This is a genomic window from Phycicoccus sonneratiae, from assembly GCF_016887965.1.
Lineage (GTDB): Bacteria > Actinomycetota > Actinomycetes > Actinomycetales > Dermatophilaceae > Phycicoccus > Phycicoccus sonneratiae.
The window spans coordinates 45,131-71,310 of record NZ_JAFDVD010000008.1; the positions used below are offsets into that span (position 1 = coordinate 45,131).

A 26,180-nucleotide genomic window follows, 5' to 3' on the forward strand; every position below is an offset into this window, starting at 1 on the left:
CGATCCGCGCCCGGCGCGGGGGAAGACGCGTCGGGTGTCGGGTCGGCTGGAGGCCGGCGGTCGGGTCGGTCGGTCGTGCGGGGTGGGGTCCGGGATGTTGGGGTGCTCGGGGCTCAGAGGCCGGGGACCACCTCCTCGGTCCCGGCCGAGTAGGCCGAGTACGCCGGCATGACGGCGTCGAGGTACTCGCTCCAGCGGGCGGTGTCCCAGACCTCGAGGCGGGAGCCGTTGCCGATGACCGTGCACTCCTTGTCGAGCCCGGCGTAGGCGCGCAGCGCGGCGGGGACGGTGACCCGCCCCTGCTTGTCCGGGGTGTCGGGGTGGGCGCTGGCGCGGAAGACGCGGATGAAGTCGCGGACCCCCTTCGTCGAGCCCGACACCGACTGCATCTCCTGGGAGATCCGGTGGAACTCCGAGGTCGGGAAGACGTAGAGGCAGCCCTCCTGGCCGCGGGTGACGACGAGGCCTTCGGCGAGCGCGCCGCGGAACCGGGCCGGGAGGAAGAGCCGCCCCTTGTCGTCGAGCCGGGGCGTGTGGGTGCCGAGGAACTCGTCCACGACGCCACCTCCTCGACCCGTCCGGGGTTCCCTCGACCTCCGGTGCGCTCCACTTTACTCCACCTATGCTCCCCCGAACCACGATTTCGGGAGAATCGTCGTCTGTTTTCCCCTGTTGCTGCAGGTCAGCGCCCGTGGAGCGAAGTGGGGAGAATTGCGCGGTGGGACACTCGCCCGGGAGCTCAGGCCGTCCCCCTCCCGCCGGCGGGGTCACGAGTCCGCGCGGGTGGGGCGCGGTGGGGGCCGGGTGGAGCGACGGCCCCGGGGTGGACGGCGGCGCGATCGTCTCGGCCGTACCCCTCCCCGCGGGCCCCGACGTGATGCACGATGAGGGCACCACTCCGCCCCGCCGCGCGTTGGGGGGGACGAGCCGACGAAGGGACCCCCGTGAGCGACCTCGAGCACGACCCCCGCACGACGACCGACCCGAGCGCGCGCGGAGCCGGCCTCGACCAGGTGCTCCAGGTGTCGAGCCGGCTGGCGACCGCGATGAACTCGGTCATCGAGGGCAAGCAGCCGGTCGTGCGGACGGCCATCACCGTCCTCCTCGCCGAGGGGCACCTGCTCCTCGAGGACGTGCCGGGGGTCGGCAAGACGCTGCTCGCCAAGACCCTGGCCCGCTGCATCGACGCCTCGGTCCGGCGGGTGCAGTTCACCCCCGACCTGCTGCCGAGCGACATCACCGGCGTCTCGGTGTTCAACCAGGACGTCCGCGACTTCGAGTTCCGGCCGGGTGCGATCTTCGCCAACGTCGTCGTCGGCGACGAGATCAACCGCGCCTCGCCGAAGACCCAGTCCGCGCTCCTCGAGTCGATGGAGGAGGGTCAGGTCACGGTCGACGGCACCACGTACGTCCTCCCGCGCCCCTTCCTCGTCATGGCGACGCAGAACCCCATCGAGATGGAGGGCACCTACCCCCTCCCCGAGGCGCAGCGCGACCGCTTCATGGCCCGCATCTCGATGGGCTACCCCTCCGCGCGCTCCGAGCTCGACATGCTCGAGCTGCACGGTGGCGCCTCACCGCTGGAGTCGCTGCAGCCGGTCACCGACGCGGCCACCGTCCAGCAGATGATCGAGGCCGTGCGCACGGTCCACGCCTCCCCCGCGGTGCGCCAGTACATCGTCGACCTCGTCGGCTCGACCCGCTCGAGCTCGGCGCTCCGGCTCGGGGCCTCACCGCGGGCCACGCTGCACCTCCTGCGCGCCAGCCGGGCGCACGCCGCCCTCTCGGGCCGCGACCACGTCCTCCCCGACGACGTGCAGCAGGTCGCGGTCGCCGTCCTCGCCCACCGGCTCATCCCCACGGGCGAGACGCAGATGGCCCGGCGCAGCACGGCCGACGTCCTCGCCGACCTCCTCCAGCGGGTCCGCGTTCCCGCGCCCACCCGCTGAGCCGCTCGTGCAGGTCCTGCGCCGCACGCTGACCACCCGGGGAGCCTCGTTCGCCGGCAGCGGTGTCGTGCTCGTCCTCGCCGGGGTGCTCCTCGGGCAGCACGACGTCACCCGCGTCGGGGTGCTGCTCCTCGCCCTCACCGCGGTCTCGCTCGTCGTCGTCCGCCGGCACGGCCTGCACCTCGAGGTGAGCCGCTCGGTGCTGCCCGGCCGGGTGGCCATCGACCAGCGCTCGGTCGTCACCGTGCGCGTCCGCAACGCCGAGGCGGCGCCGACCCCCGTGCTCATGGCCGAGGAGTCGATCGACTACGCCCTCGGCGACCGCCCCCGCTTCGTCCTGCCCTCGTTGCGCGGCGGGGTGAGCCAGGAGGTGCAGTACACCGTCCGCTCGCACACCCGCGGGGTGCACCACATCGGCCCGCTCCACGTGCGGGTCCGCGACCCGTTCGGGCTCACGCTGCGCACCGCGGCCGTCAGCGGGCACGCCGAGGTGGTCGTCCTCCCCCGTGTCGTGCCGCTCACCGCCGGGCGCTCGCTCGGCAGCGGCATCGGCAGCGAGGGGTCGATCCCGCACATGGTCGCCCTGCACGGCGAGGACGACCAGACGGTGCGCGAGTACCGCGACGGTGACGACCTGCGCCGCATCCACTGGCCCGCCACCGCCCGCACCGGCGACCTCATGGTCCGCCAGGAGGACCGACCGGCCAAGCGCCGGGCCGTCGTCCTCCTCGACACGCGCGCGGAGGGGCACGGCGGGTCCGGCCGCTCGAGCTCGCTCGAGTGGTGCGTCACGACCGCCGCCTCGGTGACGGCGCACCTCGTCGAGGGGGCGCACGCGGTCCACCTGCTCACCGCCGACCCCGCCACCGACACCGGCACCCGTCACGACTCGACGGTCGAGCGGGCCCTCGACACCCTCGCCCGCGTGCGCCTCGGCAGCACCGACGACATGCGCTCGGTGCTCCACGACGCCAGCGCCCTCACCGGTCAGGGCGGCCTCGTCGTCTACGTCGGCGGCCCGCTCGGCGACGACGACGCGCACACGCTCGCGGCGCTGCGCCAGCCGGGGTCGAGCGGGGTGGCGCTCGTCGTCGAGCCGGGGACCTTCGGCGGGTCCCGTTCGAGGCGCCGCGACCCGGGCGCGTCCGACGCCGCCGAGGCCACCACCGCGACCCTGCGGGCCTCCGGGTGGCTCACCACCGTCGTCGACGCCGCCACCGGTCCCGCCGAGGCGTGGAGCGCCGTGGTCTCGAGCGCGCTCGTGGGGGCCCGGTGACCGGCACCCGCCCCGCCGACGCCGCGCTCGCCGCGGTGGCGACCCTCGCCGTCACCCTGCCGCTCACCGAGCTCTTCACCCCCGCCGGGGCCTGGTTCCGGCCCAGCGTGTTCTTCGTCGCCCTCATCGCGGTCTCCGGGGCCGTGCTGCGGACCATGACGACGACGCGCCCCCTCGTCGTCCTCGGGCAGGCCGTCGTCGCGTTCGAGGGCGTCTGCCTCGTCCACGGCTGGGGCCACCTGTGGAAGGGGTTCGTGCCGACCGTCGACACCGTGCACACCCTCGGCATCCTCCTCACCGACGCCTACCGCACGACCACGACCTACACGGCGCCCGCGCCCGCCGACCGCGGCACGACGCTCGCGGTCAGCCTGCTCATCGCGATCACGGCCCTGGCCGTCGACGCCCTCGCCGTCACCTACCGCAGCCCGGCCGTCGCCGGCCTCCCGCTGCTCGCGGCCTTCCTCGCGTCGGCGACGAACACGAGCACGGGCCTCGCGGCCTGGCTCGTCGTCCCGCCCGCGCTCGCCTGGCTGGCGATGGTCGGTCGGCAGGGGGTCGGCTCGCTGCGCACGTGGGGCGGGACGGCGGCCCCCGGCGGGCGCACCGACACCGACCCCGCCGGCTCCTTCGCCACCGTCGGGCGCGTGGTCGGCGTGCTCGCGCTCGCCGCGGCCGTCGTCGTCCCGGGTCTGGTCCCCCACTTCCCGACCACCTTCATCGCCGACGGGCTGGCCCGCAGCGACGACGCGCGCGGCAACGGTGGCACGGTCCGGCTCTCGACGAGCATCGACATCGCCCGCGACCTCTCCGACCGCTCCAGCGACCCCGTCCTCGTCTACCGGACGACCTCCGAGGACCCCGAGCCGCTGCGCGTCGGACTGCTCGACACCTACCGGCGCGGGCGGTGGCAGGCCTCCTCCGACGTCACGTTCGTCCCGCTCGACGGCCGGCTGCCCGGGTCGTCGGCGAGCCCGGACGTCGAGCGGACCACCGAGAAGATCACGGTGTCGTCCTCGTCGGTCGGCCTGCCGCAGGTGGCGATGCCCGCCAACCCGGTCGGCTCACCGTTCCCCACGGGGTCGTGGCGGGTCACCGGGGACGGCCTCGTCGAGCTGACCTCCCGGGTCCCCGAGTACACGGTCGAGTACGAGCAGCTCGCCCCGACGGCGGACCAGTTCGGCCCCACCCCGGGTGGTGCGGCGCCCGACTCGGAGGACCTCGCGCTCGAACCCCGCTCCGAGGAGCGGGTCCGCTCGCTGCTCGACGAGGTCACGGCCGGCGACGACTCGCCGCTCGAGGTCGCCCGCAAGATCCAGGACTACCTGCGCGGGCCGACCTTCACGTACTCGGAGGACCTCGCCGACCAGACCGCCGGCGGCCAGCGCGCCGAGGAACCGCTCGTGCGCTTCCTCGACACCAAGCGGGGCTACTGCGTCCAGTTCGCGAGCGCGATGATCATGCTCTCCCGGGCGGCCGGCATCCCGGCCCGCATGGCCGTGGGCTTCCTGCCCGGCGCCATCGACGGCGACGACCGGGTCGTGCGGGTCAGCGACGCGCACGCCTGGCCAGAGCTGTGGTTCCCCGACCTCGGCTGGATGCGCTTCGAGCCGACCCCGGGCGTCCGCAGCGGCATCGCCCCGGGCTGGACGCGGGAGACCAGCGCCCCCGAGAACAGCGCGGTGCCCGCACCGTCCTCCTCGGCCTCCCCGTCGGCCTCGGCCTCGACCCGCCCCGAGCGCGACGTCACCGCCGACCCGCAGCAGGACGCCGGGGGCGGCAGCACCGGGAGCGGGCTCGTCGACCTCGTCCGCGCGCACGCGGCGACCATCGGCGGCGTCCTCGCCGTGCTGCTGCTCGCGGCGGTCACGCCGTTCGGGGCCTGGCTCGCACGCCGGCGGGCGCGCCGGCGCGCGCGCGACGACGCCGAGCGCATCGAGGCCGAGTGGCAGTCGCTGCTGCTGCGGCTCGGGGACATCGGGATCGTGCCGGGTGACGGGTCCACGCCGCGGCAGGCGTCCCACGAGCTGGGCCGGGCGGCCTACCTCACCCCGGACGAGGACGCCGCGCTCGGGAGGGTCGTCGCGACCCTCGAGCGGGCCCGGTACGCCCGGCCCGGCGCCGACCTGCCCGACGTCGAGGGCGACGCACGCACGGTCTGGCGCGCCGCGCTCGGCCGGCGGCAGCGCCTCGACCGGGTGCGCGCCCTGCTCCTCCCCGAGGAGGGCCGCCGGCACTGGCGCTCGCTCCTGCGGCTGCCGGGTCGCGGTGCGGCGGAGCGCCGCTCCCCCGACGACGAGGACTGACCGGACCAGGTGCTCGGGCACCGGAGACCGACGAGGGGCCCCGGGCGGTGTGCCCGGGGCCCCTCGTCGGTGGTGCGGCGTCGACCTCAGTCGAGGTAGTCGCGCAGCGCCTGGCTGCGGCTCGGGTGGCGCAGCTTGGACATCGTCTTGGACTCGATCTGGCGGATCCGCTCGCGGGTGACGCCGTAGACCTTGCCGATCTCGTCGAGGGTCTTCGGCTGACCGTCGGTGAGGCCGAAGCGCATCGAGACGACACCGGCCTCGCGCTCGGAGAGCGTGTCGAGGACGCTGTGCAGCTGCTCCTGGAGGAGCGTGAAGCTCACGGCGTCGGCCGGGACGACGGCCTCGGAGTCCTCGATGAGGTCACCGAACTCGCTGTCGCCGTCCTCGCCGAGCGGGGTGTGCAGCGAGATCGGCTCGCGGCCGTACTTCTGGACCTCGACGACCTTCTCGGGCGTCATGTCGAGCTCCTTGGCCAGCTCCTCCGGCGTGGGCTCGCGGCCCAGGTCCTGGAGCATCTGGCGCTGGACGCGGGCCAGCTTGTTGATGACCTCGACCATGTGCACCGGGATGCGGATGGTGCGGGCCTGGTCGGCCATCGCGCGGGTGATCGCCTGGCGGATCCACCACGTGGCGTACGTCGAGAACTTGTAGCCCTTGGTGTAGTCGAACTTCTCGACCGCGCGGATGAGGCCGAGGTTGCCCTCCTGGATGAGGTCGAGGAAGAGCATGCCGCGGCCGGTGTAGCGCTTGGCGAGCGAGACGACGAGGCGCAGGTTGGCCTCGAGGAGGTGGTTCTTGGCCTTCTTGCCGTCCTGGGCGATCCACCACAGCTCGCGCTTGAGCTTCATGTCGAGCTTGTCACCGGAGTTGAGCTTCTCCTCGGCGAACAGGCCGGCCTCGATGCGCTTGGCGAGCTCGACCTCCTGCTCGGCGTTGAGGAGGGCGACCTTGCCGATCTGCTTGAGGTAGTCCTTGACCGGGTCCGCGGTGGCGCCGGCGGTGACGACCTGCTGGGCGGGGGCGTCCTCGTCGTCGTTGCTCATGACGAAGCCGCTGTCCTCGCCCTCGCCCTCCTTGGCGGGCGTGGTGCCGGCGGCGTCGTCGGCGACGTCCTCGAGCTCCTCGAGGTCGACGACCTCGGCCGACTCCTCGTCGGACCCGGCGCCGGCGGCCGTCTTCTTCGCCGCGGTCTTGGTCGCGGTCTTGGCGGGCGCGGCCTTCTTCGGGGCGGGCGCGGCCGCCGCGGAGGCGGTCTTGCGGGTGGTGCCACCGGCAGCGGCCTTCTTCGCGGCGGGCGCCGCCGCCTTCTTCGTCGCCGACGTGCTCTTGGTGGCCGCCTTCTTGGCGGGGGCCTTCGTCGCGGTGGCGGTCGCCGACCCCTTCTTGGCCGTGCGCGTGGCGGCCGCGGCGACACCGGTGGTCTCGTCGTGGCGGACCTCGATCCCCTGCTCGCCGAGGGCGCGGAGCACGATGCGACCCCGGCTCGGGCGCACGTCGGCAGCGCGCAGCGCCTCGGCGACCTGCTCGCCGGTGACCGAGCCTCCGGTCCGTCCCTGCCGCACGAGGGTCTGCAGGGCCTGGTGGGAGAACTCGGGGGGCAGAGCGCTCGGTTCGGGGGTCTTGGACACAGGCGACACCGACTACCTTTCGTCGCGGATGACCGCCGGCCGGGGACACGGAAGGTCCGTCGGCTTGCGGTGGTGAGGGTCCGGGGTGGCGTCCCGGCTGATCGGTTCGACCCCGTCCGGCCAGGTGCGCCCTACCATTATAACTTTTCCCAGCGCGATCGAGCACATCAGGAGGCCCGGGGGCCTCCCCACCGGTGCGTCGGTGAGCCGCTCACCGCGGTGCGGGGAGAGCGGAACCGGCTGTGGCTCAGCCCTTGACGGCGAGCACGGCGCACGGCGCGTCGAGGAGGATCCGCTGGGCGTTGGAGCCCAGGATCAGCTTCCCGACGGGGGTGCGACGCCGCAGCCCGATGACGATGAGGTCGGCCGAGGTCTCGTTGGCGACGGCGATGAGGTCCTCGGCGGGCTCGTTGCCGCGGACCAGCTGACGGACCTCGACCTCGGTGCCGTTGGCCTGCATCTCGTCGGTGACGCGCTGGAGCTCCTGCTCGGCGGCCCGGGCCTGCTCGTCGTCGAGGCTGCCGCGGTGCGAGTTGATCACGACGAGCCGACTCTGCCGGCCCTTCGCCTCCTCGACGGCGCGGGCGAGGGCCGCGCGGCCCTCCTTCGTCGGGACGAAGCCAACGACGATCGTCACGGTGTCCTCCTCGGCGGTGCTCGGTCTCGCTCGACCGTACCGCAGTCGGGCCCCCGTTCCGGGGCGAGCACCTCGCGGATCACACGGGGCGTGGCGCGTCCGCGGCCCGCGGGCGACCGGGGCCGGCGGAGCTCACGGTGTCGCCGCGAGGACCTGCTCGACGACCCGTCCCACCCGGTCGGTCTCGACGAGGAAGCCGTCGTGCCCGTGCGGCGAGTCGAGCACCGTGAGACCGGTTCCCGGCCGGACCCGCGCGATCTCCTCGGACAGCCGCAGCGGGTAGAGCCGGTCGGTCGTCACGCCGACGACGTGCAGGAGACCGGGATAGGCCCGCAGCGCCGCGGCCACCCCGCCGCGGTCGCGCCCGACGTCGTGGCTGTTCATCGCCTCGGACAGGACGAGGTAGCTGTTGGGGTCGAAGCGCCGGGCCAGCTTCGTCGCGTGGTGGTCGAGGTAGCTCTCGACGTCGTAGCGGCCGCCACCGCCGAGCGGGTCCTCCCCGTCGCGCGGTCGGCGCCCGAACCGGTCGTCGAGCTCGCCCTCGTGCCGGTAGGTGGTGTGCGCGATCCGGCGGGCGATGCCGAGCCCGGTGAGCGGCGCACGCCCGGTGTCGTAGTAGTCGCCGTCCCGGAAGTCGGGGTCGTGCCGGATGGCGAGGAGCTGAGGCTGGCACCACGCGACCTGGTCGGCCGTCGCCGCCGCGGTGGACGCGAGGACGAGGGCCCGCTCGACCCGGGCCGGGTGGGCCACCGCCCACTCGAGGGCGCGCATCCCCCCCATCGAGCCGCCGAGCACGAGGGCCCAGCGGTCGATGCCGAGGGCGTCCGCGAGCGCGGCCTCCGCGGCGACCTGGTCGCGGATCGTCACGAACGGGAAGCGCCCACCCCAGGGCCGACCGTCGGGGCCCGCGGACGACGGGCCGGTGCTGCCCTGGCAGCCGCCGAGGACGTTCGCGGCGACGACGAACCACCGGTCGGTGTCGAGCGGCGCGCCGGGGCCGACCAGCCCCGGCCACCAGCCGGACGTCGGGTGTCCCGGACCCGCCTCGCCGACGACGTGGCTGTCACCGGTCAGCGCGTGCTCGACGAGGACGGCGTTGTCGCCGGACGGCGAGAGGGTTCCCCACGTCTCGTAGGCGAGCGTGACGTCGGGCAGCACCCCGCCCCGCTCGAGGGGCAGCGGCCCCAGCGTGGCGAACCGGCGGTCACCGACGGGGTCGCCCGGGCGCCACACGGCACCGGTCGACCGGGTCGGGGTGGCAGTCATCGCAGATGGCTCCTCGGGAACTCGCGCTTGCCGGGGCGGGTGCCGCGGCCGGGTCATCACCCGGGGCACCCCACCGCGAGGAGGGTTGCCGCCCAGCAAACCGGGGTTTGGCGCTGGGACTCATGACCTGCCCCGATGGTACCCGCCACCTCGTCGGCGCGGAGGTGCTCGTCCGGTCCTCGAACGCCCCACGGCCTACCCGGCCCGCCGGTCGAGGTCGCCCGCACCGTCGGCCGCCCGCACCGGCCGGACACCGCGCTCGACGAGGGCGGCGAGGAGACGGGCCAGCCGGTACCCGGGTTCGACCCGGAGCGCCCGGTCGAGGGCGGCCCGGGCGAGGGCGCCGTCGCCGTGCGCCCACGCCACCTGGGCGGCGGCGGTGCACACGGCCGCCGCGTCGTCCGGACACGAGTCGGGGACGTCGCGGCAGAGCGCGAGGAGCCGGGCGAGGACCGCGTCCGGGTCGCCCGCACCCGCGCCGCCCGGCTCCCAGGCACCGAGGCCACCCCACCGCGGGAGCCACCGCTCGAGGCGGGCGAGGACGATCGGGTCGAGGACCTCCCGGGGGATGACCCCCGGCGCGAGCCACCCGATGAGGGCGTCGCGGACGTGGACGTCGCGCAGGGCGGCCACCGCCGCGGCGACCGCGGGCGCCGGCACGGGGGCACCCCGGTCGACCGCGTCCCGCCCGAGCACCTGCGCCCAGGCCCGGAGCCCGTCTCGACCGCGGCGACGCGACGCGCCCGGCCCGTCGGCGGCGAGCAGGGCCCCGACGACGGCCGACCGCGCCGGGTCGGGGTGGACCGCCCGGTCGACCGCCGCCCGGTCGGCGAGCGGCGCACGGCCGAGGGCGACGAGGGCCGCGACGGCCGGCACGGCCTCGGGAGAGGGCAGCGGCACCCCGCCCTCCGGGCAGCACGGGCCCGAGCAGGTGGGTGAGTACCGGCGGCCGTCGCGCACGACGAGCACCTCGACCACCTCGACGCCGTCGGACTCGACGTCCTCGAGGAGCGCGAGCAGGAGGGCGGTGGACTCGCCCTCGACGTCCTCGTAGCCGACGAGGTGGACCGGCCCGCGGACCTCGCGCCGCAGCGGACCGGCGAGGGCGGCGACCGTGTCGGGGACGTGCCGCTCGGGCGGGATGTCGACGCGCGCCACGAAGTGGACGCGCCGACCGTCGAGGGCGACCGCGACGACGCTGCGCCGCGGGTGGTAGCCCAGCTGGTAGGGCAGGACCGCGAGGAGCTCCTCGGGGCCGTGGACGCTGACTGTCTCGCTCATCCCCCCACGGTGCGGGCGCCGGGCGACGAGGACCAGTGCCGGCCCGGGCCCTGTGGACGACGGCGCGGACGGGCCCGCCTGTGGACGACGGGGCCGCGCGCCGGGTCAGCGCACGACGTCGGAGGGCACGGTGGGCGGGGCCTGCGGGCCGCGCCCCTGCGCGGTCTCCCACTCGAGGAACTTCTCGGTCTCCTCGACGAGGGTGGTCGCGACCCAGCCGAGGACCATCGCGTCGTCGGCGAGACCGAAGACGCCGAGGGCCGCCTCCGGGAGGAGGTCGACGGGCGAGACGACGTAGGCCGTGCCCGCGGCGATGAGCGCGAGCTTGCCGACCGAGATGCCGGTGTACTCCCCCGAGCGCACCGCCTTGACCATCCGGGGCACGGCGACGGCGCGGTCGCCGAGCGACGGGCCGCCGGCCCGGGTGGCGAGGCGCACGGCCCGGCCGAGCGCTCCGACGTAGGCGAGGGTGCGGGCTCTGGCCACGGTTCTTCCTCCTGGCTCGCGGGGGACTCCCGCTGACTCGACGGACGGGGCGCACGGGAGGTTCCCGCGCCGGGGGTCAGGCGGGGCCGATCTCCCCCGAGACGGCGGGGAACTCGCGCTTGGCGTCGACGGCCACCCGGCGGAGCAGCACGGCGTCGACACCCGCGCCGACGACACCGCCGACGACCGGCACGCCGCGCCCGAAGCGCGACAGCACGCCCTTGCCGGTGCTCGCGACGAGCTTGAAGAAGACGCCCTTCTTGACGACCATCGAGGCGGGTCCGGGCAGGCGCTGCGCGGCGAGGTTGGTCAGCCGGCCGCCCATCGGCGCCGCCAGCTTGGCCTTCTCGAGGAGGTCGTCGGCGTCGGCACCGACGAGGGTGAGCAGGACCGCCGCGCGGATCTGCGGCTGGTCGATGTCGTGGCCGCGGACCCGGGCGATGGCCGCGGTCATCCGGGTGGCGAGCGCGTAGAACGCGACGACGTTGGCGGGCAGCGCGATCGGGAGGGTGACGAACCCGCCGAGGCCGGTGACGAAACCCTCGGCGCCGGCGAGCCGGGTGTGCGAGGCGACGATCGCGGCGACGGCCTTCTCACGGTCACCACCGCTCGCCCGCAGCGCCTTGTCGGCGACCTCGGCGGCCGGGTCGAAGGGACCCTTGCCGTCGATGCCGATGTCGAGGATCTGGTCGACGACCCGCACGGCCTGGCGCCCGAGGACGCCGTCGTCCTCCGGGGCGTCGCCGGCCCGCTCGAGCGCGGTCCGGGTGTCCTGCACGGCGTCCTTGCTGGCGCGGCCTCGGTCGAGCAGTCCCACGGTGTCCTCCCGGTCGGCCGGGGCGGCGCAGGTCGCGACGCTCGTGCTCCGGCTCGAACCATCCTGCCACGCACGGCGGCTGACCTGCGGCGGGGTGCCCGACCACCGCGTGACGGGGGGCGGCCGTACGCTGCGGCCATGCTGTCGGGCGAGGTGGCGGTGCTCGTCGCGGGCACCGGGGGCGTGCGTTCCGCGCTCCTGCACCGCGGCCGCCTCGTCCAGGGGCACGCCGCCGAGGTGGCCGAGCAGGTGGCGGCGGTCGAGGCGGAGCACCGGCCGCGCTGGGTGTGGTGGTCGGCCGGGGACGCCGCCCGGCCGCTGGTCGAGGCCCGCGTCCACCTGGCCCGGGCCTGGGACGTCGCCGAGGCGCACCGGCTCCTGCACGGCGGGTTCGAGGCCTCCCCCGCGCTCTGCTGGGCCGCGGTCCACGGGCTCGCCCGCGACTCGGTCCCCGCACCGCCCGGTGACGACCTCTTCGACCTCGTGGGCGCCGAGGACCTGCCGCCGGACGACGTGCTCGTCGACGCGCGCGGTCACCTCCGGGCCGACCACCTCCGCTGGCTCGAGGACCCCGCCCACCTCGGGGCGTGGGCCGAGGCCGCCCTCACCGTCGCCCACCGTCAGCTGGCGCAGGCCGAGGCGGTCTCGCCCCGGCTCGCGAGCACCGTGACGTCCGAGTCGGCAGCCGCGCTGCTCTGCCTCGAGCTCGAGCGCGACGGCCTGCCTCTCGACCGCGCCCGCACCGAGCAGCTCGTGGCCGAGGCCGCCGGGCCGCGAACCGTCGGCGACGTCGAGACCACCGCCGCCCGACGCGCCCGCGACGAGACCGTCCTGCGCCACGTGCCGGGCCGCGAGTCGACCGACCTGCGGAACCCCGCCCAGGTCAAGGAGATGCTCGCCGCCGTCGGGGTCGACGTGCCGACCACCCGCAAGTGGGTCCTCGAGGCGTACCGCGAGGTGCATCCGGTCGTCGACGCCCTCCTGGCCTGGCGCCGGGACGAGCGGATCGCCACGACCTACGGGTACCGCTGGCTCGACGCCCACGTCGGACCCGACGACCGGTTGCGCGGCCGGTGGACGGCCTGCGACGGGGCGGCCGGACGGATGACCGCCGAGAACGGCCTGCACAACCTCCCGGCGGCCCTGCGCCCCGGCGTGGCCGCCCATCCGGGCCACGTCCTCGTCCGGGCCGACCTCGGGCAGGTCGAGCCGCGGGTCCTCGCGGTCGTCAGCGGCGACACCGCGTTCGCCGCCGCCACCCGCGCCGACGACCTCTACGCGCCGGTCGCGCAGCGGCTGGGCTCGGACCGCGCGGTCGCGAAGATCGCCGTCCTCGCGGCGATGTACGGCCAGCGCAGCGGGGCGGCCGGCGAGGCGCTCAAGGGGCTCGAGGCGGCCTACCCCGTCGCGATGGGCCTGCTCGAGCGCGCGGCCGCGTCGGGGCGGCGCGGCGAGCCGCTGCGCACGTACGGCGGGCGGCTCGTGCCGACGGGGCGCTTCCTCGCCGCGCGGCCGCCCGGCACCGACCCGCAGCTCGACGCGGCCCGAGGACGGTTCGCGCGCAACGCGGTCATCCAGGGCTCGGCCGCCGAGCTGTTCAAGGCCTGGGCGGCCACGGTTCGGGCGTCGGTGCGCGAGCTCGGCGCCTCCGTCGTCCTGTGCTTGCACGACGAGCTGCTGGTCCACGTGCCGGAGGAGGCGGCCGCCGAGGCGGTCCGGCGGGTCGACGGCTCGCTCGAGGCGGCGGCGCGCCGCTGGTCCGGCGGGGCGCCGGTGCGGTTCGTCGCCGACACGTCGGTGGTGCGGCGCTGGTCCGAGGCCAAGGACTGACCCCGCGGGGGGTTCAGGCCTGCGGGTCGTCCTCGTCGTCGGACACCGAGCGCAGGAAGGTCTCGAACTCGGCCCCGAGCTCGTCGGCCGACGGGATCTGCGAGGTCTCGGTGGCGAGCAGGCTCGGCCGCTCCTGACCCTCGACGAAGGCGTCGTACTGCTGCTCGAGGGCGGTGATGACCTGGCGCGCCTCGTCGCTGTTCGCGACCTCGGCGGCGATCGCCTGCTGGTTGACCCGGGCCCGCTCGACGAGCTCGTCGTTCGGCAGGTTGAGGCCGGTGGCGTCGGTGACCGCGTTGAGCGCGGCGAGCGACCCCTCGGCCCACTCGGCGGTGGCGAGGTAGTGGGGAACGTGGACGGCGAAGCCGAGGGCCTGCCGGCCGAGCTCGCCGAGCCGCAGCTCGAGGAGTGCGCCGATCGAGGCCGGGACCTGCACGCGCCCGAACGGCGAGCGGGCCTCGCCGATGAGGGTGTCGTCGGTGGCGTGCGCCGTCATGCCCACGGGACGGGTGTGCGGGACGCCCATCGGGATGCCGTGCGCCGAGACGACGAGCGTGACGCCCAGCCGGTCGGCGAGCTCGCGGACCGCCTCGACGGTGCGCTCCCACTGGTAGTCGGGCTCGGGACCGGTGAGCAGGTAGTACGTCTGCCCGTCGCGGTCGGTGAGCCGGTGCAGGAGCATCGCCGGGTCGTCGTACTCGACCCAGCGGCTGGTGTCGAAGACCATCGCCGGACGACGGCCGCGGTAGTCGAGGAGCTGGTCGACGTCGAAGGACGCGACGACCTCGGGGTCGCCGGTCTCGAGGAGGTGGCTGCCGAGGGTCTCCTGGATCTGCCCGGCGTCGACGAAACCCCCGAGCAGCACGAGGAGCACGCCGGGACGCGAGGCGTCGACGTCGGTCTCGAGGCGGTAGAGGTCTGAGGGGTTCTGCACGGGACAAGCCTTTCACGCTGGTGCTCGTAGGGGGTGAACGTCCCGGCCGCACCCCGGATTCCCGGGCGGACCCGCTCGTCCGTCCCGGCTCCGTCAGGCCCTGGCGACCTCGGCGATGGCCCGGCGCACGCGCTTCTCCGACACCGACCCCTTGGTCCCGAGGGTCTGGGCGAAGAGGCTGACGCGCAGCTCCTCGACCATCCAGCCGATGTCGGTGACCTCGGGCGCGGCCCGCCGCGTGGGGGGCAGCGCCTCGAGGAGGTCGGCGTAGGCGGTCTCGACGGCGTCGACCTGCTCCTGGAGCACGGGCTCGCGGGCGTTGGTCGCGGCCCGCTCGAGGCGGTGCTGCATGGCGCGCAGGTAGCGCTCGAGGTCGGCGAGGCGCGGGACCCCGGTGGCGGCGACGAACCCCGGCCGCACGAGCCCGTCGAGCTGCGCGCGCACGTCGGCGCGGGCGGCGGAGGTCGCGCGGGCGGCCGCACCGCCGGCGAGCGTGTCGAGGGTCCGCCGGACCCCGGCCGCCAGCACGAGCACCCGCTCGACCGCCTCGACGACGCGCAGGACCCGGGCAGCGGCGTGCGCCCGGACGGCGGCGAGGGCGGCCTCGAACGCCTCGGGCGTCCGGACCGGGCCACGCACGTGCTCGCCGACGAGGTCGTCGACGGCGGCGTCGAGGCAGTCCTGGAGCAGCGCGGGCACCGACCCGTGCGGGTTGTCGGCGAGCGCCAGCTTCTGGGTGTTGGTGAGCCGGGCCAGCACCCGCTTCCACGGCGCGGTGGTGTTGAGCAGCAGGAGGCGTCGCACGCCGGCCCGGTGGGCCGCCGCGGCGGACCCGGCGTCCGGGAGCACGCGCAGCGCCACGGTGGTGCCCTCGTCGACGAGGGCGGGGTACCCGAGGACCATCTGCCCGCCGGCGCGACCCTCGAAGGTCTCGGGCACCGTGCCGACCGTCCACGCCGTGAGCCCGGAGCGCTCGAGCGAGGCCCCGGCGCGCGACACGCCCTCGCGCACCGCTCCCCCGGCCCGCTCGCGCAGCGCCTCGAGGTCCTTCCCCGCCGCGACGACCTGCGGGCCCCGCCGCCCCGGCCGCTCGACGGAGAAGGTGACGCGCAGGTGGTCGGGCACCCGTGACCAGTCGAACTCCGACGGCTCGACACGGACACCGGTGCGGGCGAACAGGACCCGGGCGAGCTCGGCCGTGATGGGACCGCGGCCGGGGTCGGCCTCGCGCAGGGCCGCGACGGCGTGGTCGGGCGCCGGGACGAAGTGGCGCCGGGTGGCCTTGGGCAGCGAGCGCAGCAGGGCGACGGCGAGCTCCTCGCGCAGACCCGGCACCTGCCAGTCGAAGCCGTCGGGAGTGAGCCGGTTGAGGACGGCGACGGGGACGTGCACCGTGACGCCGTCGGCGGCCTGACCCGGGGCGAACTGGTACGTCACGTCGAGGTCGAGGTCGCCCTGGTGCCACGAGCGCGGGTAGTCGTCGGCCGAGACCGCCTCGCCGCTCGCGGTCGTGAGGTCGTCCTCGGTGAGGGTGAGCAGGTCGGGCGTGCGCCGTCGCTCACCGCGCCACCAGCGGTCGAAGTGCCGCTCGGTGAGGACGTCGGCCGGGATCCGCTTGTCGTAGAACGCGAACAGCACGTCGTCGTCGACGACGATGTCGCGCCGCCGGGCCCGCTCCTCGAGCTCGGCGACCCGTTCGAGCGTGCGCAGGTTGTCCTTCCAGAACCGGTGCTGCGGGTCCCAGTCGCCCTCGACGAGCGCCGACCGGACGAAGATCTCGCGGGCCGCATCGGGGTCGGTGCGGGCGTACTGGACGGTGCGGTCGGTGACGAGCGGCACCCCGTAGAGGGTGACCCGCTCGGTCGCCACGGCGGCCCCCGCGCTGCGGCTCCACCGCGGCTCGCTGAGGGTCCGGGCGACGACGTGCGCCCCGGCCGCCTCGGCCCACTCGGGCTCGATGGTCGCGACCGTCCGGGCCCAGAGCCGGGAGGTCTCGACGAGCTCGGCGGCCATGACGAACTCCGGCCGCCGGCGGAAGAGGGTCGACCCGGGGGCGATGCCGAACCGTGCCCCGCGGGCGCCGAGGTACTCCCGCTTCACCTCGTCGCGGACCCCGACGTGGGACAGGAGGCCGGCGAGCAGGGCCCGGTGGATCGTGTCCCAGTCGGGGTCGGCGTCGCGCGCGGCCGTCGCCGTGTCGGGGTCGAGGCGGGCCTGCTTCGCGGCCCGGCGCAGCTGGGCGTGCAGGTCCTGCCACTCGCGGATGCGCAGGTAGTGCAGGTACTCGTTCTTGCACATCCGTCGGAACGCGCTGTGCGACAGCTCCTTCTGCTGCCTCTTGAGGTACGTCCAGAGGTTGAGGAGGGCGGCGAAGTCGGAACGCTCGTCCGTGAAGCGGGCGTGCTGCTGGTCGGCCTGGGCCTCCTTGTCGACGGGTCGCTCTCGGGGGTCCTGGATGGACAGTGCCGCGACGAGCACGAGCACCTCGCGCATGCACCCGAGCCGGCCGGCCTCCACGACCATCCGGCCGAGCCGCGGGTCGAGCGGCATCCGGGCGAGCGTGCGCCCGGTGCGGGTCAGCCGGCGCTCCCGCCCCCGGTGCCGACCCGGTCCGCGCTCGTCGGTGGAGAAGGCCCCGAGCTCCTCGAGGAGCCGCACGCCGTCGGCCACCTGGCGGGCGTCCGGCGGGTCGACGAACGGGAAGCGGGTGACGTCGCCGAGCCCGAGCGAGGTCATCTGGAGGATGACCGAGGCGAGCGAGGTGCGCTGGATCTCGGGCTCGGTGAACTCGTCGCGGGCCTCGTGGTCCTCCTCCGAGTACAGCCGGATGCAGACGCCGGGTGCGACGCGGCCGCAGCGGCCGGCACGCTGGGCCGCGCTGGCCCGGCTGACCGGCTCGATGGGCAGCCGCTGGACCTTGGTGCGCTGGCTGTACCGAGAGATGCGCGCGGTGCCGGTGTCGACGACGTAGCCGATGCCGGGCACGGTGAGCGAGGTCTCGGCGACGTTGGTCGCGAGGACGATGCGCCGGCCGCCGGAGCGGCGGAAGACCCGGTGCTGCTCCGCGGCCGAGAGCCGCGCGAAGAGCGGCAGGACCTCGGTACCGGGCAGCTTGCGGGCCGTGAGCGCCTCGGCGGCGTCGCGGATCTCCCGCTCGCCGGAGAAGAAGACGAGGATGTCGGTGGCGTCCGGGCTCGGCGGGGCCTCGGTCCAGAGCTCCTCGACCGCCTCGACGACGCCGGTGACCTGGTCGCGCTCCCCGACGACGTGCTTGCCGTCGGGGTCGAGCTCGACGAGCGGCCGGTAGCGGACCTCGACGGGGAAGGTGCGCCCCGACACCTCGAGCACCGGCACCTCGCGCACCACCTCGCCGCGCTCGTCGGTGGCGAAGTGTCGGGCGAAGCGGTCGGGGTCGATGGTCGCCGAGGTGATGACGACCTTGAGGTCCGGGCGGCGGGGCACGAGCTGCTTGAGGTAGCCGAGGATGAAGTCGATGTTCAGCGACCGCTCGTGCGCCTCGTCGATGATGATCGTGTCGTAGCGCCGCAGCTCGCGGTCGCGCTGCATCTCGTTAAGCAGGATGCCGTCGGTCATCACCTTGACCCGGGTGCGGTCGCTGCTGTGGTCGGAGAAGCGCACCTGGTAGCCGACGAGCCCGCCGAGCTCGTCCTGCACCTCCTCGGCGATCCGCTCGGCGACCGACCGCGCCGCGATGCGCCGGGGCTGGGTGTGCCCGACCTGGCCGGCCACCCCGCGCCCCAGCTCGAGGCACATCTTGGGCAGCTGGGTGGTCTTCCCCGACCCGGTCTCCCCCGCGATGACGACGACCTGGTGGTCGCGGATCGCGGCGAGGATGTCGTCACGCCGCTCGACGACCGGCAGGTGCTCCGGGTAGTGCAGCTCCGCCGCGTCGATCGCGTCGAGGGGGCGGACGGGCATGTCCGACAGGATAGGTCGCGCTCACCACGAGCTCCTCCGAGTTCCCGGCCCGTCGCCGCCCGGCAGGCTGACCGGTGACGCGGGCTCGGGACGCGGGGCCTCGGGGACCACCCGCGGCAGCACCTTCGAGGCGGCCTCGAGCGCGACCCCTCCGGCGTACATCCGCTCGGTGGTCCGCCCTCCGGCCGTCACCAGCTGGAGCTCGGTGTCCACCCGGTGCAGCCGGTGGCGCACCGCCCGCCGGACGGCGTTCCGGACCCCCGTGCCCTGCACCGGGGCCGCCCAGCGGCTCGCGGCCAGCCGCTCGGGGGCGTGCGCGACCGGCCGCCCGAAGCGCTCGGCGGCCGCCGCCACCCGGGCGCGGGCCATCGCGACGACCCCCTGCCGCAACCGTTCCTCGACGGTGAGCGAGCGCGCCACGACCGCGCCGTTCGGGAGGACCGTCGCACCGGACTTCGACGCGAGCCTGAGGCTCTCCCCACTCGCACCGAGCGCCGTGGTCGCGGCGCCGATGCCGACGTCGGTCCAGCTGCCCTCCCCGTAGCCCACGAGGAGCACGCCATCGGCCACGGTGCCCACGCCCTCGCCGACCGTCCCCGCGACCGCGAGCGGACGACAGACCTTGACGGGGGTCATCGCGAGGTACCCGGCGCCGTGACCCACCTCGCTCGCCAGCCGCAGGCCCCGGTAGACCACCGGGTCGCCGATGCCGTCGCGGGCGAGGGCCTCGAGGACCGCGGCGCACCGCGCGTCGGACGCCCGGAGGGCCTCGAGCGCCCCGGCGTGCGCGGCCTCGGCCCGGCCGGCCGACGCGACCTCCTCCTGCTGGGCCTGCCGCACGACGAGCAGCGCCTGCGCCGACTCGTCGAGCCCGGAGTCGAGGAGGGTGACGGCCCGGGTCTCGAGGTGGTCGTACACCTCCCAGGCCTCGCGGTGCACGAGCACGGCCCGCTGCGCCACGGCCTGCTGCTCCTCGAGGACCCCGGCGTGGGCGCGGAGGGGCGCCACCGCCCCGAGGAAGCGCCGGGCGGCGGCGTCGAGGACCCCGGGTGCGGCCCCGATGCGGGCACCGAACGCCTCGCCGGCCGGGCCGTCCCACACCGCGCCGTCGCGCATCCGACCGAGGGTCGCGGCCGTCGCCGCGAGCCGGCGACCGGTGGAGCCGACCGCGTCGGCCACCGCGAGGACGCCGGCCGCCGACCCCGGGACCGGCTCGAGGAGCATCCGGGTCACCACGACGACCCCCCGTCGAGGGCCCGCGAGACCCCGGCCTCGGTGTCGAGGTAGGCCCCACCGGCCTCCGCCGCCGCCACCCCGAGCTCGGCGAGCGACGCGGCCAGCTGCAGCCGGGCGTGCCGCCACCCGCCGAGCAGCTCCTCGACGGCCGGGCCGCTGCGCCCGGGCCCGAGCGCCCACCGGTCGGCCTGCGGGTCACCCATCGCCGCGAGGCCGTCGGCGAGGTCGACGAGGGCCGCCCCCACCTCGAGGACGGTCCGCGCATCGACCCGGAACGACGTCATCCGGCCACGCTAGGCCGATCCGCCGGAGCGCCCTGCGGGTTATCCACAGGGAGCCCGGCGGAGGTCAGCCGGGCCCGGCGAGGGCGTCCCGGTCGGTCCTCTCAGGCCGACGAGCCGACGAGCTCGGGCGAGGTGTCGCCCGCCCCACCGGGCCCCTGCGCCGCGGCGAACCCGGCGTCGAGGTCGGCGAGGATGTCCTCGACGGTCTCGATGCCGACGGCGAGGCGCACGAGCCCCGGCGTGACACCGGCCGCGGCGCGGTCCTCGTCGCCACCCTGGCTGTGGGTGGTCGACGCCGGGTGGATGGCCAGCGAGCGCACGTCGCCGATGTTGGCGACGTGGCTGTGCAGCGACAGCCCCTCGACGAACCGCCGCCCGGCCTCGATGCCCCCGGCGATCTCGAAGGCCAGCACCGCCCCGGCCCCACCGGGCGCGTACTTGTCGGCGAGCGCCTTGCCCGGGCTGCCGTCGAGCGAGGCCCAGCGCACCGACTCGACCTGCGGGTGCGCCTCCAGGTACGCCGCGACCGCGCGGGCGTTGGCCACGTGCCGCTCGACGCGCAGGCTGAGCGTCTCGAGGCCCTGCGCGATGAGGAAGGCGTTGAACGGGCTGATCGCGGCCCCGATGTCGCGGAGCAGCTGGACGCGCGCCTTGAGGACGTAGGACAGGTTGGCGCCGAACGGGCTGCCGACGCCGAGGTCCGGGCCGTAGCGCAGCCCGTGGTAGCTCTCGTCGGGGGTGTTGTAGTTCGGCCACCGCTCCGGGTCGGCCGCGAAGTCGAAGCGCCCGCCGTCGACGATGACGCCGGCGATCGACGTCCCGTGCCCGCCGAGGTACTTCGTCGCCGAGTGGATGACGACGTCGGCGCCCCACTCCAGGGGCCGGATGAGGTACGGCGTCGCGATGGTGTTGTCGACGACGAGCGGCACCCCCACCTCGTGGGCCACCGAGGCGACCCCCTCGATGTCGAGCACCTCGGCCTTCGGGTTGGCGATCGTCTCGCCGAAGAAGGCCTTGGTGTTCGGGCGCACCGCGGCCCGCCAGGCGTCGAGGTCGGTGTGGTCCTCGACGAAGGTGACGTCGACCCCGAGCTTCCTGAAGGTGAACTTCAGCAGGTTCACCGTGCCGCCGTAGAGCGCGGCGCTGGAGACGATGTGGTCGCCGGCCTCGGCGAGGTTGAGCAGCCCGAGCGTCGTCGCGGCCTGCCCGGACGAGACGAGCAGCGCCCCGACGCCGCCCTCGAGCGCCGCGATGCGCTGCTCGACCGCGTCCTGCGTCGGGTTCATGATGCGCGTGTAGATGTTGCCGAACTCCCTGAGCGCGAACAGGTTCTCGGCGTGCGCGGTGTCGTTGAAGACGTAGGACGTCGTCTGGTAGATCGGCAGGGCCCGGGCGCCGGTGGCGCTGTCGGGCGTCTGGCCGGCGTGCACCTGGCGGGTCTCGAAGCCCCACTGGGACGGGTCGGACATGGTCGCTCCTCGCGTGTGGTGCGTCCGACGCAGAGGCCGGGCGCACGCGGACGTGTGCTCGGCGGGGGTACCGGTGGGGTCTCCCGCGCTTGCGCACGGCGGGTGCCGTGCGCCAGGTCCTCACCCGGGGCACCCCACCGCGGAGGAGGGTTGCCGGCCAGCGAGCCGGGGCTTGGCGCTGGCACTCATGACCTGCGCTCAGGATACGCACCCGCCCCCGGCGAGGTCAGCCCCCACCCCGGACCCGTCTCAGCCCGCGAACGCGGCAGGATGGCGCCATGACCTTCCACGCCGACGAGTACAAGGCCGCCGCGAACCGCTACCGCGCCGGGATGCCCTACCGCCGGGTCGGCCGCTCCGGCCTCGACCTGCCCGCCATCTCGCTGGGCCTCTGGCACAACTTCGGCGACGACGTGCCGCTGGAGCGCCAGCAGGCCATCCTCCGCCGCGCCTTCGACCGCGGTGTCACGCACTTCGACCTCGCGAACAACTACGGCCCGCCCTACGGCTCGGCCGAGCGGAACTTCGGCACGCTCTTCGCCCGCGACTTCCGCCCCTACCGCGACGAGCTCGTCATCAGCTCCAAGGCCGGCTACGACATGTGGCCCGGCCCCTACGGGCAGGGCGGCGGCTCGCGGAAGTACGTCACCGCCTCGGCCGACCAGTCGCTGCAGCGCACCGGGCTCGACTACTTCGACATCTTCTACAGCCACCGCTTCGACGAGACGACCCCGCTGGAGGAGACCTGCGGGGCCCTCGACTCCCTCGTGCGCGCCGGCAAGGCGCTGTACGTCGGCATCTCGTCGTACTCCTCGCAGCGCACCCGCGAGGCCGTCGACATCCTCCGCTCGATGGGCACACCGCTGCTCATCCACCAGCCGTCCTACTCGATGCTCAACCGGTGGATCGAGGAGGAGGGGCTGCTCGACGCGCTCGGCGAGACCGGCGTCGGGTGCATCGCCTTCTCACCGCTCGCCCAGGGCATGCTGACCAACAAGTACCTCAAGGGCATTCCCGAGGGTTCGCGTGCGGCACAGGGGAAGTCGCTGGACCCGGCGCTCCTCACCGACTCCGCGCTCAAGCACGTGCGCGCCCTCGACCGGATGGCCAAGCAGCGCAACCAGTCCCTCGCGCAGATGGCCCTCGCCTGGGCGCTGCGCGACCCGCGCGTCACCTCGGTGCTCATCGGCGCGAGCTCGGTCGCGCAGCTCGACGACAGCCTCGACGCGGTGAAGAAGCTGCGCTTCACCAAGGACGAGCTGGCCACGATCGACAAGCACGCGCGCGACGCCGGCATCAACCTGTGGAAGACCTCGAGCGACAAGTGAGTTGGACCGTGGCATGAGCGAGAACTACATCCCCTCCCCCACCGGCTGGGTCCGCGACCAGGTCGAGAAGATCGAGGCCACCGGCGACACCCGCTCGGTGCAGGTCATGGACCGACCGGTCGTCATGCTGACGATGCGCGGCCGGAAGACCGGCGCGACGCGCAAGGTGCCGCTGATGCGCGTCGAGCACGACGGCACCTACGCGGCGGTCGCCAGCAAGGGCGGCGCGCCCGAGCATCCGGTCTGGTACGGCAACCTGCAGGCCGACCCGACCATCACCCTCCAGGACGGCACCGAGTCGTGGACGGCCGTGGCCCGCGAGATCACCGGCGAGGAGCGGGAGCAGTGGTGGGAGCGGTGCGTCGCCGCCTACCCGCCCTACGCGGAGTACCAGGAGAAGACCGACCGGCTCATCCCGGTGCTCCTCCTCGAGCGCGCCGGGGGCTGAGCCCCGGGGTCGGTCAGTCCGCGGTCGGGGCGGTGGTCTCCACCGTCGCCCCGGCCGCGGCCCGCTCGACCCGGCGGAACCACAGGAGGCCGAGCACCGGCAGGACGAGCGGGACGAAGCCGTAGCCCTGCCCGAAGTGCGACCACACCGTCTTGTCCGGGAAGGCCGACGGCACGAGCAGCGAGGCGAGCCCGACGACGACGACCCCGACGAGCTCGACCGCGCACGCGACGATGCCGACCCGCACCCAGGGTCCGCCGCGCGCGAGGCACCACGTCGCGAGGACGTAGACGACGGCGGCGACCGCTGACAGCACGTAGGCGAGCGGTGCCCTCGAGAAGTACTCGCCGATCTGGAGGACCGAGCGACCCGTGGCGGCCAGGGCGAGGACCCCGTAGACGACGACGAGCAGGACCCCGGGGCCACCGAGGGCGCGCCGGTCCGCCGGGGACGACGGGGTGGGGCGGGGCTCAGGCATAGGACATCCAGATCTGGAGCAGGCGGGCGCTCATGACGCCGACGGCGAAGGCCCCCACCGCGATCGACCCCATGGCCCAGCGCGACTTCTCCTTGATCGCGAGGAACGCGGTGCCGGGCGGGATGACGGGCAGGCTGACGAGGTAGGCGACGAAGGTCGCGCGCTCGGCGGAGTCGGTGATGTGCCCCAGCCCGACGAGACCGGTGACGAGCAGGACCACTAGGGCGAGCTCGAGGAGGCCGGCGACGACGAGCAGGCGATCGTCGATGAGCCGGTCGCGGACCGCGTACCAGACCGCGGCGAGGCACAGGAGCACCGAGAGCCCCACGACGACGTACGTCAGCCACGCGATCACCTCGCCATGCTAGACGCGGCCGACGAGCACCTCGTGCGCGGTGGCGGCGCCGCCGAGGGAGGGGTGCCAGACTGCCTCCATGGCAACGGTGCAGCTCGGTGACGTGGAGATCGCCTACGAGGTCGACGGACCGGACGACGGCGTGCCGCTGCTCCTCGTCATGGGCCTCGGCACCCAGCTCGTCGGCTGGCCGGCCGACCTCGTCGAGGGGCTCGTCGAGCGCGGGTTCCGCGTCATCCGGCACGACAACCGCGACGTCGGGCTGTCGAGCTTCACCGACGCCCCGCCCCCGGCCCGCTCGGCCGTCGTCCGCTCCTTCCTCCGACCCGGCTCGGGGGGCGCCGACTACCTGCTCTCGGACATGGCCGAGGACGCCCGCGCCCTGCTCGACCACCTCGACGTCCCCGCGGCCCACGTCGTCGGCGCCTCGATGGGCGGGATGATCGCCCAGCAGCTGACCATCGACCACCCCGAGCGGGTCCTCAGCCTCACCTCGATCATGTCGAACACGGGGTCCCGGCGGCACGGCGGCGTCCACCCGAAGCTCCTGCCGACGATGGCCCTCTCGCTCACCCAGGCCCGCCCCACCGACGAGCAGGAGGCCGTCCGGCTCGGCGTGGAGGGCTGGCGGCTCATCGCCGGACCGCTCTTCGACGAGACCGAGATGACCGAGATGGTGCGGACCGCGGTGCGGCGCAGCGTCAGCCCCATCGGCACCGTGCGCCAGCTGCTCGCCATCCTCGACAGCCCGGACCGGACGCCGGCGCTGCGGCGCGTGGCGGTCCCCACCCTCGTCGTCCACGGCCTCGCCGACCGCCTCGTCGCGCCGAGCGGCGGCATCGCGACGGCCCGGGCCGTGCCGGGGTCGCGGCTGCTGATGTTCCCCGACATGGGGCACGACCTCCCGCGGGCCCGCCGCGGCGAGATCGTCGAGGCCATCGCGCAGAACGCGGCCCGGGCGGCGACCGCCGACATCGCCGGCTGAGCCCCCGGCGTCAGCCGATCGAGGCGGCGACGGCGTCGACGAGCCGGCCGACCTCGTCGTCGGTGACGACGAGCGGTGGGGCGAGCCGGATGGTCGAGCCGTGCGTGTCCTTGGCGAGGACGCCGCGCGCGAGAAGACGTTCGCAGAGCTCGCGACCGGTCGGGCCACCGGGCGAGACGTCGAGCCCGGCCCACAGCCCGCGGACGCGGATCGCGTCGAGCCCGGCGCCGACGAGCGGGCGCAGGCCTTCCTCGAGCACCCGGCCGAGACGCGCGGCGTCGGCCTGGAAGGTGCCCTCCTCGAGCATCGCGACGACCTCGTGGCCGATGGCGGCGGCGAGCGGGTTGCCGCCGAACGTCGAGCCGTGGGAGCCCGGGCTGATGACGCCGAGCACGGCCTGGTCGGCGGCGATCGCGGAGACCGGGTAGAGGCCACCGCCGAGCGCCTTGCCGAGGACGTAGACGTCGGGCACGACGTCCTCGTGGTCGCAGGCGAAGGTGCGCCCGGTGCGGGCGAGCCCGGACTGGATCTCGTCGGCGACCATCAGGGCACCGGCCTCGTCGCAGATGGCCCGGACCTCGCGGAGGTAGCCCTCGGGCGGGATGACGACACCGCCCTCGCCCTGGACCGGCTCGAGGAGCACGGCGACCGTCGTGTCGTCGACCGCGCGGCGCAGCGCGTCGGCGTCGCCGTAGGTGACGGTGCGGAATCCCGGTGTGTAGGGCCCGTACTCGTCGCGCGCGACCTTGTCGTCGGAGAAGCTGACGATCGTCGTGGTGCGTCCGTGGAAGTTGCCCTCCATGACGACGATGCTCGCCTCGCCCTCGGGCACGCCCTTGACCCGGTACCCCCACTTGCGGGCGACCTTGATGGCGGTCTCGACGGCCTCGGCGCCGGTGTTCATCGGCAGGACCATCTCCTTGCCGGTGAGCCGGCAGAGCGACTCGGCGAACGGGCCGAGCTGGTCGTTGAGGAAGGCCCGGCTCGTGAGGGTCAGCCGGTCGAGCTGGGCGTGGGCCCGGGCCAGCAGCCGTGGATGGCCGTGGCCGAAGTTCAGCGCCGAGTAGCCGGCGAGGCAGTCGAGGTAGCGCCGTCCCTCGACGTCGGTGACCCAGGCCCCCTCCCCGTGCTCGAGCACCACCGGCAGCGGGTGGTAGTTGTGGGCGGCGTAGCGCTCGGTGAGGGCGATGTGGGCGCCGGTGTCGAGCACGGTCGGGTCGGGCATCCTCGGGCCTCCTTCTGCCC

22 protein-coding genes and 2 riboswitches are annotated in these 26,180 nt (G+C 74.8%); of the genes, 7 read left to right on the forward strand and 15 right to left on the reverse strand.

Annotated elements, in window-relative coordinates:
• Window positions 1-113 precede the first annotated feature (113 nt).
• Window positions 114-557, reverse strand: coding sequence for a division/cell wall cluster transcriptional repressor MraZ (gene mraZ, locus JQN70_RS07500; protein WP_204130706.1), 444 nt, complete (start codon window positions 555-557; stop codon window positions 114-116).
• A 387-nt stretch (window positions 558-944) separates the two neighbouring features.
• On the opposite strand from mraZ, the gene JQN70_RS07505 reads away from it, so the two are divergent.
• The 3 genes from JQN70_RS07505 to JQN70_RS20850 are packed head-to-tail and all read left to right on the forward strand — an operon-like array spanning window position 945 to window position 5,531.
• Entirely contained in the window at window positions 945-1,949 is a 1,005-nt protein-coding gene (locus JQN70_RS07505) for an AAA family ATPase (protein WP_307835856.1), read from the forward strand.
• 7 nt (window positions 1,950-1,956) lie between these two features.
• Complete coding sequence (locus JQN70_RS07510) at window positions 1,957-3,225, forward strand: DUF58 domain-containing protein (protein WP_204130708.1); 1,269 nt, start codon at window positions 1,957-1,959, stop codon at window positions 3,223-3,225.
• Window positions 3,222-5,531, forward strand: a complete 2,310-nt coding sequence (locus JQN70_RS20850; RefSeq protein ID WP_204130709.1) for a transglutaminase TgpA family protein — start codon at window positions 3,222-3,224, stop codon at window positions 5,529-5,531. The genes JQN70_RS07510 and JQN70_RS20850 overlap by 4 nt, the downstream gene beginning before the upstream one ends.
• Window positions 5,532-5,617: 86 nt before the next feature.
• Here JQN70_RS20850 and JQN70_RS07520 read toward each other — a convergent pair whose 3' ends face one another.
• From JQN70_RS07520 to JQN70_RS07545, 6 genes are all read right to left on the reverse strand, one after another.
• Window positions 5,618-7,162 carry an RNA polymerase sigma factor gene (locus tag JQN70_RS07520; RefSeq protein WP_204130710.1) on the reverse strand — a complete coding sequence of 515 codons (1,545 nt, stop codon included), beginning with the start codon at window positions 7,160-7,162 and terminating at the stop codon, window positions 5,618-5,620.
• 247 nt (window positions 7,163-7,409) lie between these two features.
• The gene (locus JQN70_RS07525; RefSeq protein WP_204130711.1) at window positions 7,410-7,799 is read right to left on the reverse strand and encodes a universal stress protein; all 390 of its coding nucleotides are present in this window, start codon (window positions 7,797-7,799) and stop codon (window positions 7,410-7,412) included.
• 132 nt (window positions 7,800-7,931) lie between these two features.
• Window positions 7,932-9,065, reverse strand: a complete 1,134-nt coding sequence (metX, locus tag JQN70_RS07530; RefSeq protein ID WP_204130712.1) for a homoserine O-acetyltransferase MetX — start codon at window positions 9,063-9,065, stop codon at window positions 7,932-7,934.
• Between the two features lie 18 nt (window positions 9,066-9,083).
• Window positions 9,084-9,193: riboswitch (SAM riboswitch) on the reverse strand.
• 67 nt (window positions 9,194-9,260) lie between these two features.
• Window positions 9,261-10,346, reverse strand: a complete 1,086-nt coding sequence (locus JQN70_RS07535) for a DUF4192 family protein (protein WP_204130713.1) — start codon at window positions 10,344-10,346, stop codon at window positions 9,261-9,263.
• A 105-nt stretch (window positions 10,347-10,451) separates the two neighbouring features.
• Window positions 10,452-10,832 carry a YkvA family protein gene (locus tag JQN70_RS07540; RefSeq protein WP_307835858.1) on the reverse strand — a complete coding sequence of 127 codons (381 nt, stop codon included), beginning with the start codon at window positions 10,830-10,832 and terminating at the stop codon, window positions 10,452-10,454.
• Between the two features lie 76 nt (window positions 10,833-10,908).
• Window positions 10,909-11,649: an EcsC family protein gene (locus tag JQN70_RS07545; protein WP_307835859.1), complete on the reverse strand. Its 741-nt coding sequence runs from the start codon at window positions 11,647-11,649 to the stop codon at window positions 10,909-10,911.
• A 138-nt stretch (window positions 11,650-11,787) separates the two neighbouring features.
• On the opposite strand from JQN70_RS07545, the gene JQN70_RS07550 reads away from it, so the two are divergent.
• On the forward strand, window positions 11,788-13,479 hold the full coding sequence (locus JQN70_RS07550; protein WP_204130714.1) for a DNA polymerase: 1,692 nt from the start codon (window positions 11,788-11,790) through the stop codon (window positions 13,477-13,479).
• A gap of 13 nt (window positions 13,480-13,492) precedes the next feature.
• Here JQN70_RS07550 and JQN70_RS07555 read toward each other — a convergent pair whose 3' ends face one another.
• The 5 genes from JQN70_RS07555 to JQN70_RS07575 all read right to left on the reverse strand — a co-directional run bounded on the left by JQN70_RS07555 (window position 13,493) and on the right by JQN70_RS07575 (window position 21,341).
• Window positions 13,493-14,413: a proteasome assembly chaperone family protein gene (locus JQN70_RS07555; RefSeq protein ID WP_204130715.1), complete on the reverse strand. Its 921-nt coding sequence runs from the start codon at window positions 14,411-14,413 to the stop codon at window positions 13,493-13,495.
• 93 nt (window positions 14,414-14,506) lie between these two features.
• Window positions 14,507-18,352 carry an ATP-dependent RNA helicase HrpA gene (hrpA, locus tag JQN70_RS07560; protein ID WP_204130716.1) on the reverse strand — a complete coding sequence of 1,282 codons (3,846 nt, stop codon included), beginning with the start codon at window positions 18,350-18,352 and terminating at the stop codon, window positions 14,507-14,509.
• 21 nt (window positions 18,353-18,373) lie between these two features.
• Entirely contained in the window at window positions 18,374-19,585 is a 1,212-nt protein-coding gene (locus tag JQN70_RS07565) for a hypothetical protein (RefSeq protein ID WP_204130717.1), read from the reverse strand.
• A complete protein-coding gene (locus JQN70_RS07570) occupies window positions 19,582-19,872 on the reverse strand; it encodes a hypothetical protein (protein WP_204130718.1) in 291 nt (96 codons plus the stop codon). The genes JQN70_RS07565 and JQN70_RS07570 overlap by 4 nt, the downstream gene beginning before the upstream one ends.
• A 101-nt stretch (window positions 19,873-19,973) precedes the next feature.
• Window positions 19,974-21,341 carry a bifunctional o-acetylhomoserine/o-acetylserine sulfhydrylase gene (locus JQN70_RS07575; protein WP_204130719.1) on the reverse strand — a complete coding sequence of 456 codons (1,368 nt, stop codon included), beginning with the start codon at window positions 21,339-21,341 and terminating at the stop codon, window positions 19,974-19,976.
• A gap of 80 nt (window positions 21,342-21,421) precedes the next feature.
• Window positions 21,422-21,534: riboswitch (SAM riboswitch) on the reverse strand.
• Between the two features lie 85 nt (window positions 21,535-21,619).
• Here JQN70_RS07575 and mgrA point away from each other — a divergent pair.
• Entirely contained in the window at window positions 21,620-22,669 is a 1,050-nt protein-coding gene (mgrA, locus tag JQN70_RS07580; protein WP_204130720.1) for an L-glyceraldehyde 3-phosphate reductase, read from the forward strand.
• A gap of 13 nt (window positions 22,670-22,682) precedes the next feature.
• A complete protein-coding gene (locus JQN70_RS07585) occupies window positions 22,683-23,117 on the forward strand; it encodes a nitroreductase family deazaflavin-dependent oxidoreductase (RefSeq protein WP_204130721.1) in 435 nt (144 codons plus the stop codon).
• A gap of 13 nt (window positions 23,118-23,130) precedes the next feature.
• Here the strand turns inward: JQN70_RS07585 and JQN70_RS07590 are convergent, their stop codons facing one another.
• Window positions 23,131-23,595, reverse strand: a complete 465-nt coding sequence (locus JQN70_RS07590) for a hypothetical protein (protein ID WP_204130722.1) — start codon at window positions 23,593-23,595, stop codon at window positions 23,131-23,133.
• A complete protein-coding gene (locus JQN70_RS07595) occupies window positions 23,588-23,950 on the reverse strand; it encodes a hypothetical protein (protein ID WP_204130723.1) in 363 nt (120 codons plus the stop codon). The genes JQN70_RS07590 and JQN70_RS07595 overlap by 8 nt, the downstream gene beginning before the upstream one ends.
• 79 nt (window positions 23,951-24,029) lie before the next feature.
• Here JQN70_RS07595 and JQN70_RS07600 point away from each other — a divergent pair, with 79 nt between their 5' ends.
• Window positions 24,030-24,935, forward strand: coding sequence for an alpha/beta fold hydrolase (locus tag JQN70_RS07600; protein ID WP_204130724.1), 906 nt, complete (start codon window positions 24,030-24,032; stop codon window positions 24,933-24,935).
• 10 nt (window positions 24,936-24,945) lie between these two features.
• Here JQN70_RS07600 and rocD read toward each other — a convergent pair whose 3' ends face one another.
• A complete protein-coding gene (gene rocD / locus JQN70_RS07605; RefSeq protein WP_204130725.1) occupies window positions 24,946-26,160 on the reverse strand; it encodes an ornithine--oxo-acid transaminase in 1,215 nt (404 codons plus the stop codon).
• Between the last annotated feature and the right edge of the window lie 20 nt (window positions 26,161-26,180).